General features: G+C 51.6%; 15 protein-coding genes. 1 reads left to right on the top strand and 14 read right to left on the bottom strand.

Features of this window, described 5'->3' with window-relative positions; genetic code table 11:
- The 12 genes from A7589_RS14875 to cysD all read right to left on the bottom strand — a co-directional run.
- Positions 1-322 (bottom strand): sigma-70 factor domain-containing protein (locus A7589_RS14875; RefSeq protein WP_108188904.1); only part of this gene is annotated, 322 nt, incomplete at its 3' end.
- A 62-nt stretch (positions 323-384) separates the two neighbouring features.
- Positions 385-1,524: a murein hydrolase activator NlpD gene (nlpD, locus tag A7589_RS14880; protein WP_001272603.1), complete on the bottom strand. Its 1,140-nt coding sequence runs from the start codon at positions 1,522-1,524 to the stop codon at positions 385-387.
- A gap of 139 nt (positions 1,525-1,663) precedes the next feature.
- Positions 1,664-2,290 carry a protein-L-isoaspartate O-methyltransferase gene (gene pcm / locus A7589_RS14885; protein WP_000254704.1) on the bottom strand — a complete coding sequence of 209 codons (627 nt, stop codon included), beginning with the start codon at positions 2,288-2,290 and terminating at the stop codon, positions 1,664-1,666.
- Positions 2,284-3,045, bottom strand: a complete 762-nt coding sequence (gene surE, locus A7589_RS14890; RefSeq protein ID WP_001295182.1) for a 5'/3'-nucleotidase SurE — start codon at positions 3,043-3,045, stop codon at positions 2,284-2,286. The genes pcm and surE overlap by 7 nt, the downstream gene beginning before the upstream one ends.
- Entirely contained in the window at positions 3,026-4,075 is a 1,050-nt protein-coding gene (gene truD / locus A7589_RS14895; protein ID WP_000568938.1) for a tRNA pseudouridine(13) synthase TruD, read from the bottom strand. The genes surE and truD overlap by 20 nt, the downstream gene beginning before the upstream one ends.
- A complete protein-coding gene (ispF, locus tag A7589_RS14900; RefSeq protein WP_001219242.1) occupies positions 4,072-4,551 on the bottom strand; it encodes a 2-C-methyl-D-erythritol 2,4-cyclodiphosphate synthase in 480 nt (159 codons plus the stop codon). The genes truD and ispF overlap by 4 nt, the downstream gene beginning before the upstream one ends.
- Positions 4,551-5,261 carry a 2-C-methyl-D-erythritol 4-phosphate cytidylyltransferase gene (gene ispD / locus A7589_RS14905; RefSeq protein WP_000246151.1) on the bottom strand — a complete coding sequence of 237 codons (711 nt, stop codon included), beginning with the start codon at positions 5,259-5,261 and terminating at the stop codon, positions 4,551-4,553. Before ispD ends, ispF begins: the two co-directional genes overlap by 1 nt.
- An 18-nt stretch (positions 5,262-5,279) precedes the next feature.
- Positions 5,280-5,591 (bottom strand): cell division protein FtsB, encoded by a 312-nt coding sequence (ftsB, locus tag A7589_RS14910; RefSeq protein WP_000517479.1) that lies wholly within the window; start codon positions 5,589-5,591, stop codon positions 5,280-5,282.
- 193 nt (positions 5,592-5,784) lie between these two features.
- The gene (locus A7589_RS14915) at positions 5,785-6,108 is read right to left on the bottom strand and encodes a DUF3561 family protein (protein WP_001246115.1); all 324 of its coding nucleotides are present in this window, start codon (positions 6,106-6,108) and stop codon (positions 5,785-5,787) included.
- Positions 6,109-6,157: 49 nt separating this feature from the next.
- Positions 6,158-6,763, bottom strand: coding sequence for an adenylyl-sulfate kinase (gene cysC / locus A7589_RS14920; RefSeq protein WP_001173684.1), 606 nt, complete (start codon positions 6,761-6,763; stop codon positions 6,158-6,160).
- Complete coding sequence (cysN, locus tag A7589_RS14925; RefSeq protein ID WP_001090341.1) at positions 6,763-8,190, bottom strand: sulfate adenylyltransferase subunit CysN; 1,428 nt, start codon at positions 8,188-8,190, stop codon at positions 6,763-6,765. Before cysN ends, cysC begins: the two co-directional genes overlap by 1 nt.
- 1 nt (position 8,191) lies before the next feature.
- Positions 8,192-9,100, bottom strand: coding sequence for a sulfate adenylyltransferase subunit CysD (gene cysD, locus A7589_RS14930; protein ID WP_000372392.1), 909 nt, complete (start codon positions 9,098-9,100; stop codon positions 8,192-8,194).
- Positions 9,101-9,351: 251 nt separating this feature from the next.
- Between cysD and iap the strand changes: the two genes are divergently transcribed.
- Positions 9,352-10,389: an alkaline phosphatase isozyme conversion aminopeptidase gene (gene iap, locus A7589_RS14935; protein ID WP_000490415.1), complete on the top strand. Its 1,038-nt coding sequence runs from the start codon at positions 9,352-9,354 to the stop codon at positions 10,387-10,389.
- 124 nt (positions 10,390-10,513) lie between these two features.
- Here iap and A7589_RS14940 read toward each other — a convergent pair whose 3' ends face one another.
- Positions 10,514-10,666 (bottom strand): Hok/Gef family protein, encoded by a 153-nt coding sequence (locus A7589_RS14940; protein ID WP_000956460.1) that lies wholly within the window; start codon positions 10,664-10,666, stop codon positions 10,514-10,516.
- A gap of 264 nt (positions 10,667-10,930) precedes the next feature.
- Positions 10,931-11,665, bottom strand: a complete 735-nt coding sequence (cysH, locus tag A7589_RS14950; protein WP_000088609.1) for a phosphoadenosine phosphosulfate reductase — start codon at positions 11,663-11,665, stop codon at positions 10,931-10,933.
- Between the last annotated feature and the right edge of the window lie 31 nt (positions 11,666-11,696).

Below are 11,696 nucleotides of genomic sequence, written 5' to 3' on the forward strand. Positions count from 1 at the left end.
AGTTGGCAGCATCACCCACCAGACGTAAGTTACTCTCAATCATCCGGCGGCGGGAGGCAACATCTCCACGCAGTGCGCGACGCGCAAAATAAACTTCTTCTTCGGCCGTTAACAGTGGCGAATAACCAATCTCACCAAGGTAAAGCTGAGTCGCGTCCAACACACGCTGTGTGGCACCCTGCGATAACAGTTCCTCTTCGGCCAAATCGTTATCACTGGGTTCCTCTTCTACTAAGGCCTTTTCGTCAAAAACCTCAACTCCGTTCTCATCAAATTCCGCATCTTCATTTAAATCATGAACTTTCAGCGTATTCTGACTCATAAGGTGGCTCCTACCCGTGATCCCTTGACGGAACGCTCAAGCAACAGCCTGGTTCCGCCGAATTATCGCTGCGGTAAATAACGCAGCGGGTTTACGGATTTCCCCTTGTAACGAATTTCAAAATGCAATCGTGTTGAACTGGTTCCGGTGCTACCCATGGTTGCTATTTTTTGCCCCGCCTTCACTTCTTGTTGTTCCCGGACCAGCATTGTGTCGTTATGGGCGTAGGCACTCAGGTAATCATCATTATGTTTGATGATAATCAGATTACCGTAACCGCGCAGCGCATTACCGGCATAAACAACGCGGCCATCTGCGGTCGCGGTAATTGCCTGTCCTTTGCTACCTGCGATATCAATCCCCTTGTTGCCCCCCTCAGAAGCGCCAAAGGTTTCAATCACTTTGCCCTCAGTTGGCCAGCGCCAGGTGGAGATAGGCGTACTGGTTGATGTACTGCTGACAGTCGGCTCGGTTGTGCTTGCTGTTGGCACCGTTACAGGCGCTGTGACCGTGGTCGCAGTTGGCTTGTTGTTCGGCAACATTTTGTTAGCACTCTGTTCACCCGAAGACTCAGAATACGTAATTGTCGGTTTCGACGCAACAGCAACGGTGGAATTTTGTGCAGGCTTGATCACAACTCCTTGCTCTGCTGCATCCGCCTGGGTAATGGCATTTCCGCCAGTGATTGGCGTACCGGAGGCGTTGCCAACCTGTAAGGTCTGACCGACGTTCAACGCGTATGGTGCCTGAATATTATTGCGTTGGGCGAGATCGCGGAAATCGTTGCCAGTGATCCAGGCAATATAGAAAAGTGTGTCGCCTTTTTTCACGGTATAGGTACTGCCGCTATAACTGCCTTTCGGAATATTCCCGTACTGACGGTTGTAGACGATACGCCCATTTTCCATTTGCACCGGTTGCTGAGCGACAGGCTGTACCGGCTGGATTTGTGGTTGTTGCGTAGATTGAATTTGTGGCTGCTGTACCGGCTGAATTTGCGGTTGCTGCGCTGTAGATGTCGTTCCCATTTTCGGCGGCGGCGTAATCAGCATACCTGAATTGGTATTTGCCGGCGCATTGCCATTAACGGAACTAACTGGTGCCGGTGGATTCGATGTGTCAGAACAGCCAGCCAGCCATAGCGAAACCAGTGACAAAGCCGCAATACGGCGAACGGTGAATTTTGGGCTTCCCGCGCTCATTTATCCCCCAGGAAAAATTGATTAATAACCAGTGACATAATTACCGTGCAAGGCACCCTACTGAACACTGGAAAAGATGTTCACGATACGCTGACTTGCTGCAAAATAACCAGGAAAATTCCAGGTATTCTCTCGCACTTTAAGCCAGCTCCCCCTTCACTAAGGGGACAAAGCGCACGGCCTCTACGGTATCGATAATAAATTCGCCCCCACGGCGACGCACCCGTTTCAAATACTGGTGCTCTTCCCCGACCGGCAAGACGAGAATCCCGCCTTCATCCAGTTGCGTCATTAGCGCAGTAGGAATTTCAGGCGGTGCTGCCGTTACAATGATAGCGTCAAACGGCGCACGTGCTTGCCAACCTTGCCATCCATCGCCGTGACGGGTTGAAACATTATGTAAATCAAGATTTTTCAGGCGACGACGCGCCTGCCACTGCAAGCTTTTAATCCGTTCGACCGAACATACATGCTGGACAAGATGCGCCAGGATTGCCGTTTGATATCCCGAACCGGTGCCGATTTCCAGCACCCGCGACTGCGGCGTCAGTTCAAGTAATTCGGTCATTCGCGCCACCATATACGGCTGCGAAATTGTCTGCCCCTGACCTATCGGCAACGCGATATTGTCCCAGGCCTTTTGTTCAAACGCTTCATCAATGAATTTTTCACGCGGCACGGCGGCGAGTGCATTCAGCACCTGCTCATCCTGAATACCTTGCGCACGTAACTGATCCAGAAGTGCTTGTACGCGTCTGCTTACCATTGCGTGCCAACTCCCACGCTGTTTAACCAGTCTGAAACCACATCTTGCGCGCTATGCGCCGTTAAATCCACATGCAGCGGCGTGATGGAGACATATCCCTCATCTACCGCAGCAAAATCGGTTCCCGGACCAGCATCGCACTTACCGCCCGGTGGGCCAATCCAGTACAGCGTATTGCCGCGTGGATCTTGCTGCGGGATCACCTGATCTGCCGGATGTCGCGTACCGCAGCGCGTCACGCGAATACCTTTGATTTGATCCAGTGGTAAATCTGGAACATTAATATTGAGAATGCGCCCGGTGCGCAGCGGCTCTTTACACAGTGCGCGCAAAATGGAACAGGTTACCGCCGCCGCAGTGTCATAATGTTTATGCCCGTCAAGCGAAACAGCCAGCGCCGGAAAACCTAAATGACGGCCTTCCATCGCAGCGGCTACCGTACCGGAATAGATAACATCATCCCCCAGATTGGGCCCGGCGTTAATGCCCGAAACTACAATATCAGGACGTGGACGCATCAGTGCGTTCACGCCAAGATAGACGCAGTCAGTCGGGGTTCCCATTTGCACAGCGATATCACCATTTTCAAAGGTAAACGTACGCAGGGAGGATTCCAGCGTCAGGGAATTTGAAGCGCCGCTGCGGTTACGATCCGGGGCGACCACCTGAACATCAGCAAACTCACGCAAGGCTTTCGCCAGCGTTTGTATACCGGGTGCATGTACCCCGTCATCATTACTCAGCAATATGCGCATAATCACCTGTTGTGTTGATAAGTTCCCTGACAACGCTGGTCGCAAAACTTCCCGCCGGAAGCCAGAAACGGATTTCTACGGTGACGTCATCCCACCAGTTCCAGCTTAATTGTTGCGGATATAACAGCATCGCTCTGCGCGCGGCTTCAACTTTTTCGCGCAGCAGTAAAGCTTGTAATTCAGTTTCTTCGGCCACGGCTGCTTGTTCGAATGCCAGCGCCTCACGTTGGGTTCCCCACTCGCCGCTACCGGGCAACGCAGCGGTAATCATCAGCTCTTTATCGTTGACGCGACGCTGTAATTCCGCCAGTTCTTCGTTAGTTGCAACAAACCAACTGCCGCGCCCGGCTAATTGTAGCGCATCGCCGTCAACAACTTGATTAACTTCTGCTTTTTTGAGGCGCTCAGCAACAATCTGATTAAACAACGCACTACGTGCTGCCGACAACCAAAAACTGCGTTTATTGCGATCGCGTACCGGAGTATTGGTTTGCGCCCAGCGCAGCGCGCCCTGCAGGTTACTACCGCCAATACCGAAACGCTGCGCGCCAAAGTAGTTCGGTACACCTTTCACGCAAATATCGATCAGTCGCTGTTCAACGTCATCACGATTGCTTACTTCTCGCAGCACCAGGGTAAAGGCGTTGCCTTTCAGCGCCCCTAAACGCAGTTTACGCTTGTGGCGCGCATACTCCAGCACCTGACAACCTTCCAGTTGAAAGGCGCTCAGATCGGGCATCTCTTTGCCCGGAACGCGAGCGCATAACCACTGTTCCGTCACTGCATGTTTGTCTTTCTGCCCGGCGAAGCTGACTTCACGCGCATGGATTTTCAGGAATTTCGCCAGCGCGTCAGCCACAAAACGGGTATTGCAGCCGTTTTTAAGAATGCGCACCAGAATATGCTCACCTTCACCATCAGGCTCAAAGCCTAAATCTTCCACCACCACAAAATCTTCCGGGTTGGCTTTCAGCAGCCCGGTGCCTTGCGGTTTACCGTGGAGGTAAGTGAGATTATCAAACTCAATCATTTTGTTGCCTTAATGAGTAGCGCCACCGCTTCACAGGCAATCCCTTCCCCACGGCCGGTAAATCCGAGTTTTTCCGTAGTAGTGGCTTTCACGTTAACATCATCCATATGGCAGCCGAGATCTTCAGCAATAAACACGCGCATTTGTGGAATGTGCGGCAGCATTTTCGGTGCCTGAGCGATGATAGTGACATCGACGTTTCCGAGGGTATACCCCTTCGCCTGAATGCGTCGCCAGGCTTCACGCAGCAGCTCGCGGCTGTCTGCTCCTTTAAATGCCGGATCGGTATCCGGGAACAGTTTGCCGATATCCCCCAGCGCCGCTGCACCAAGCAATGCATCGGTAAGCGCATGGAGCGCCACGTCGCCATCAGAATGCGCCAGCAGCCCTTTTTCGTAAGGGATGCGCACACCACCAATGATAATTGGGCCTTCGCCGCCAAAGGCATGTACGTCAAAACCGTGTCCAATTCGCATTATGTATTCTCCTGATGGATGGTTCGGGTGAGGTAAAATTCGGCAAGCGCCAAATCTTCCGGGCGCGTGACTTTAATGTTATCTGCACGGCCTTCGACCAGCTGTGGATGAAAACCGCAGTATTCCAGCGCCGAGGCTTCATCGGTAATGGTAGCGCCTTCATTTAAAGCACGCGTCAGGCAGTCATGTAACAGCTCACGAGGGAAAAATTGCGGCGTCAGCGCGTGCCATAAACCGTTGCGATCAACAGTATGAGCAATCGCATTTTTGCCCGGTTCGGCGCGTTTCATGGTATCGCGCACCGGCGCGGCGAGAATCCCCCCCGTGCGGCTGGTTTCGCTCAGAGTTAACAGACGCGCAAGGTCATCCTGATGCAGACAAGGGCGTGCGGCGTCATGCACCAACACCCACTGCGCGTCACCTGCGGCTTTCAGACCCGCCAGCACGGAATTAGCACGCTCTTCGCCACCGTCAACAACGGTGATTTGCGGATGATTTGCCAGAGGAAGTTGTGCAAAACGACTATCGCCAGGGCTTATAGCAATGACGACACGCGACACCCGGGGATGCGCCAGCAGCGCATGTACCGAGTGTTCAAGAATGGTTTGATTACCGATAGAGAGATATTGCTTAGGACATTCCGTTTGCATTCGGCGGCCAAATCCGGCCGCCGGAACCACGGCGCAAACATCCAAATGAGTGGTTGCCATGTTAATTCCTGGGCTGATTTATCGATTGTTTTGCCCCGCAGACTGTGCGCGTTTCGACGCGTCAGGCACCAGACGATAAAAAGTTTCGCCCGGCCTGGTCATGCTGAGTTCATTACGCGCTCGCTCTTCGAGCGCCTCCTGACCGCCATTGAGATCGTCAATTTCGGCAAAAAGCTGATCGTTTCGCGCTTTAAGTTTTGCGTTTGTAGCTTGCTGTGCCGCCACATCATTATTGACGCGGGTATAGTCATGTATACCGTTCTTACCGAACCACAGCGAATACTGTAGCCAGACCAGAATAGCCAGCAACAGCAGCGTTAGTTTACCCATCCTGCCCCCTGAAAAACGGCATCTTCATCCCATGCATCCGAAGACGACTCTACATCCTCTGTTGGGGATACCGCGACAACGCGGGCAAATGTACCACATTTGTCCATTGTTACGTATACCCAGGGCGTGCAGAACATAATCTCATTATTGGTTACGGTTTGAATTATGAACAGAGTAGACGGGAAAGAACAAATTAGCCCAGCAACCACATAAACAGTGCACCAAACATAATGCCGACAGTCACCAGGGTGAAAACAATACTGTAGCGTAGCTTTCCGTCCATCAATGAATGCAGCGCAATACCCACCACCACCGCGACGGGCATCAGCGCCAGAAAGAAAGGCCAGGTATAGATAAAGAAGAACAGCGTGTTAGAGCCATAAATCAACATCGGTATCGCCAGCGCACACAGCCAGGAGACAAAACCCACCACAGCACCTGGCAGCGACCATGTGGTTTCTTCATCCTCAGTAAGGCTTTCACTATTTGTTAGTGTAATGTTATGGCTATTACGCATATCTGATCCTGTTACTTTGACGAACCGGGCATGGAAACCCGGTGGTGTCTCAGGATCTGATAATATCGTTCTGTCTCAGTAGATCTAATAATTGCTGAACCAAATTTGTTACTAATTGTTCACCATTGAGATGAATTTCTGCCGATTCAGGCGCTTCGTAAACGGAGTCTATTCCGGTAAAGTTACGCAGTTCACCAGCGCGCGCTTTTTTATACAAGCCTTTGGGATCGCGAGCTTCGCAAATCGCCAGCGGAGTATCGACAAACACTTCGATAAATCGACCTGCTCCTACACGTTCACGAACCATCTGGCGCTCAGTGCGATGTGGGGAAATAAACGCAGTCAGCACCACCAGTCCGGCTTCAACCATTAAATTTGCTACTTCACCGACGCGGCGGATATTTTCTTTACGATCGGCATCGCTAAAACCGAGATCGCTGCATAAACCGTGGCGAACGTTGTCGCCGTCCAGCAAATACGTACTGACACCAAGTTTATGTAACGCCTCCTCCAGCGCCCCCGCAACCGTTGATTTACCGGAACCAGAGAGACCGGTGAACCACAGCACAACACCACGATGACCGTGGTGTTGCTCGCGTTGTTGCACAGTTACTGGATGGCTATGCCAGACGACATTTTCGTCATGCAGCGCCATCAATTACCTCCCAGTAAATCGCGCGCACCCCAGTGTGGGAAGTGGCGGCGTACTAACGCATTCAGTTCCAGCTCGAACGTGCTAAATTCCGACGGCGCAACGGTGGCCTCGTTTTTCGGCTCATGCACCATACCGGCACCCACGGTCACGTTGCTCAGGCGATCGATAAAAATCAGCCCGCCGGTAACCGGGTTTTGCTGATAACGATCTAACACCAACGGCTCATCAAAGGTGAGATCCACCAGGCCGATGCCGTTCAGCGGCAGGTTTTCAACTTCATGTTGATTAAGGTTATTAATATCAACCTGATAGCGAATGCCATCAACACGGGCTCGCGTCTTCTTCCCGGCAATTTTGATGTCGTAACTTTGGCCTGGGGAAAGCGGTTGTTCCGCCATCCATACCACATCCACCGACGCGCTCTGCACTGCCGGTAACGCTTCGTCTGCCGCCAGCAGCAGATCGCCACGGCTGATGTCGATCTCATCCGTCAGCACCAGAGTGATCGCTTCTCCGGCAAAGGCATCTTCGCGATCGCCATCAAAAGTAACGATCCGCGCAATGTTTGACTCCACGCCAGAGGGGAGCACTTTGACACGTTGCCCGACTTTCACGCTGCCAGAGGCCAGCGTTCCGGCGTAGCCACGAAAATCAAGATTCGGGCGGTTAACGTACTGCACCGGGAAGCGCATTGGCTGGGCATCCACCACTCGTTGGATCTCTACGGTTTCCAGCATTTCGAGCAGTGTCGGACCGCTGTACCACGGCATACTTTCACTTTGCGAAGCCACGTTATCGCCTTCCAGCGCGGAGAGTGGCACAAAGCGGATATCCAGATTGCCCGGTAATTGTTCCGCGAAAGTCAGGTAGTCTTCACGAATGCGGGTGAACGTCTCTTCGCGGTAATCCACCAGATCCATTTTGTTGATCGCCACGACCAGATGTTTGATCCCCAACAGCGTAGAGATAAAACTGTGCCGGCGGGTTTGATCGAGTACGCCTTTACGGGCGTCGATCAGCAAGATCGCCAGCTCACATGTTGACGCGCCGGTCGCCATATTGCGGGTGTACTGTTCGTGCCCAGGAGTGTCGGCGATAATAAATTTACGCTTCTCGGTGGAGAAATAGCGGTAAGCCACGTCAATGGTGATGCCCTGCTCGCGCTCAGCTTGCAGACCATCCACCAGCAATGCCAGATCCAGTTTTTCGCCCTGGGTGCCGTGACGCTTACTGTCGTTATGCAGTGATGAAAGCTGATCTTCATAGATTTGGCGGGTATCGTGCAGCAGGCGACCAATCAGGGTACTTTTGCCGTCATCGACGCTGCCACAGGTCAGAAAACGCAGCAGGCTTTTATGTTGTTGCGCGATCATCCAGGCTTCGACGCCACCTTCATTGGCGATTTGTTGTGCAAGTGCGGTGTTCATCTTAAAAATACCCCTGACGTTTTTTCAGCTCCATCGACCCTGCCTGGTCGCGGTCAATCACGCGGCCCTGACGTTCACTGGTGGTGGAAACCAGCATCTCTTCGATGATCTCCGGCAGTGTTTGCGCATTTGACTCCACCGCGCCGGTCAGCGGCCAGCAGCCCAGCGTGCGGAAACGCACCATCCGTTTTTTAATCACTTCGCCGGGTTGCAGGTCGATACGGTTGTCATCAATCATCATCAACATACCGTCGCGTTCCAGAACCGGACGTTCAGCGGCGAGATACAGCGGAACAATGTCGATATTTTCCAGCCAGATGTACTGCCAGATATCCTGTTCGGTCCAGTTGGAAAGCGGGAAGACGCGGATACTTTCGCCTTTGTTAATCTGCCCGTTGTAGTTGTGCCACAGCTCCGGGCGCTGATTTTTTGGATCCCAACGATGAAAGCGGTCACGGAAAGAGTAGATACGCTCTTTAGCGCGGGATTTTTCTTCGTCACGGCGTGCACCACCGAAGGCGGCATCAAAACCGTATTTGTTCAGTGCCTGCTTCAGACCTTCAGTTTTCATGATGTCGGTATGTTTGGCGCTGCCGTGCACGAATGGATTAATCCCCATTGCCACGCCTTCCGGATTTTTATGCACCAGCAACTCGCAGCCGTAGGCTTTAGCCGTGCGATCGCGGAACTCATACATCTCGCGGAATTTCCAGCCAGTATCAACATGCAGCAATGGGAAAGGCAACGTACCTGGATAAAACGCCTTGCGCGCCAGATGCAGCATGACGCTGGAATCTTTACCGATAGAGTAGAGCATCACCGGATTTGAGAATTCTGCAGCCACCTCGCGAATAATGTGGATGCTTTCCGCCTCCAGTTGCCGCAGGTGAGTAAGTCGTTTTTGATCCATAACCGTTCCTTTGCAATACCGCTATTTTCTTGCCATCAGATGTTTCGACTATAGGGAGCGTAAGAGAACGAATGAAATTACCAATTAGAATGAGTAGTTCCTTAACGGAATAACGATTTGGCAAAGCTAATATCAAAAAGTGCTTAAGGCTCCGGATTTCGGGCATTTAGGAAGATTTGAAATTGTTTTAGCGCAGCGGCAGTTTCATACTATGGCGGTAAAAAAATTTGCATGGTATTTAAGGACTCACTATGTTTTCCGCATTGCGCCACCGTACCGCTGCCCTGGCGCTCGGCGTATGCTTTATTCTCCCCGTACACGCCTCGTCACCTAAACCTGGTGATTTTGCCAATACACAGGCGCGACATATTGCCACTTTCTTTCCGGGACGCATGACCGGAACACCCGCAGAAATGTTATCTGCCGATTATATTCGCCAACAGTTTCAGCAAATGGGTTATCGCAGTGATATTCGGACATTTAATAGCCGATATATTTATACCGCCCGCGATAATCGCAAGAACTGGCATAACGTGACGGGAAGTACGGTGATTGCCGCCCATGAAGGCAAAGCGCCGCAGCAGATCATTATTATGGCGCATCTGGATACCTACGCCCCGCAGAGCGATGCTGACGCCGATGCCAATCTCGGCGGGCTGACATTACAAGGAATGGATGATAACGCCGCAGGTTTAGGTGTCATGCTGGAACTGGCAGAACGCCTGAAAAATACGCCAACCGAATATGGTATTCGTTTTGTGGCGACCAGTGGCGAAGAGGAAGGGAAATTAGGTGCTGAGAATTTGCTCAAGCGGATGAGTGATACCGAAAGGAAAAATACGCTGCTGGTGATTAATCTCGATAACTTAATTGTCGGCGATAAATTGTATTTCAACAGTGGCGTAAAAACCCCTGAAGCAGTAAGGAAATTAACGCGAGACAGGGCGCTGGCAATTGCCCGCAGTCATGGAATTGCCGCCACGACCAATCCGGGTTTGAATAAAAATTATCCGAAAGGCACCGGATGTTGTAATGACGCCGAAGTTTTCGACAAAGCCGGTATTGCCGTACTTTCGGTGGAAGCGACAAACTGGAATCTGGGAAATAAAGACGGTTATCAGCAACGCGCAAAAACAGCCGCATTCCCTGAGGGAACCAGCTGGCATGATGTAAGACTGGATAATCAACAGCATATTGATAAGGCACTTCCTGGAAGAATAGAACGCCGCTGCCGTGATGTAATGCGGATAATGCTACCGCTGGTGAAGGAGCTGGCGAAGGCGTCTTGAGGAGTTTTAACTGATTATTCCTGTGCCTGCAGGAAATCAATGCCACCTGAAACAGAGTAAAAAAAGGGTGCAGGAGACCAAACCATCACAATTCAATACGCGGGGTTTTACCCCCGCGTGGTGGCTACTTCTTCGATTCGTAAGCGAGAACTGCCTTAAACTCCATACCACGTTCTCTGATACTCAACTCACACAACGAGTCGCCTACCATCAGCGTGAATCCCAGTACTGTAAAACACAGCACTATGATTGCCACAAGGGCATATTTTGTCAGCATCTCTTGCCTCCCTGCAAAGAAGAGACTAACATCCGAATTGCTACGTTCGAACGCTGGCCTCAGGTTGATAGAAATATCGCCTGGGGCTTTTGTCCATCTGGAACCTCGCGAATGCTTAACGCCAGACAGCCTCAAGCACCCGACACCATTCTATACCTGTTGATTCTCCCTGCGACGTTCACGTTTAAATGCCGGAATGCTGCTCGCAAAATAAAAACGCCCCCATCATTTCTGACAGAGGCGTTTAATTTATCCGGATAACATTTACCCTTCGTGTAATCCACATTCCCTTTTTAAGCCAAAGAAACGCGTTTCTTCTTCCGCCATGCCGGGTTCCCATTTACGGGTTGTATGAGTATCACCGACCGATAAATATCCTTCGTCCCATAATGGGTGATATTTCAGGCCATGTTTTTGCAGATACTGATAAATAGTTCGGTTATCCCAGTCTATAATCGGCAGCACTTTAAATACGCCACGCTGGATAGCCAGCACCGGTAAATTGGCGCGGCTGCCAGATTGTTCACGGCGTAATCCTGCAAACCAGGTTTGCGCATTCAGCTCTTTCAGCGCCCGGTTCATCGGTTCGACTTTGTTGATCTCATTGTACTTTTCAATGCCTTCAACGCCCTGCTCCCACAGTTTGCCGTAGCGTGCTTCCTGCCAGGCGGCGCTTTCTTTTGCCCTGTAGACCTTCAGGTTCAGTTTGAGTTTGTCCGTTAACTCATCAATAAAGCGGTAGGTTTCCGGGAACAGATAACCAGTATCGGTGAGGATCACCGGAATATCCGGGCGAATCTGGTTCACCAGATGCAGGCTCACCGCTGCTTGAATACCGAAACTGGAAGAGAGCACATATTCACCGGGCAGATTTTCCAGCGCCCAGGCAACGCGGCCTTCAGCGTCCAGTTTTTCCAGTTGGGCGTTAGTTTCCGCCAGCGCCAGAATACGCTCTACCTTCGGCAGGTCATTCAGGGCGTTTAGATCGAGTCTGGACATAATTACCTCTGCACTTTTCCCCTCACCCTCT

Source organism: Escherichia sp. MOD1-EC6475, assembly GCF_003046645.1.
Lineage (GTDB): Bacteria > Pseudomonadota > Gammaproteobacteria > Enterobacterales > Enterobacteriaceae > Escherichia > Escherichia ruysiae.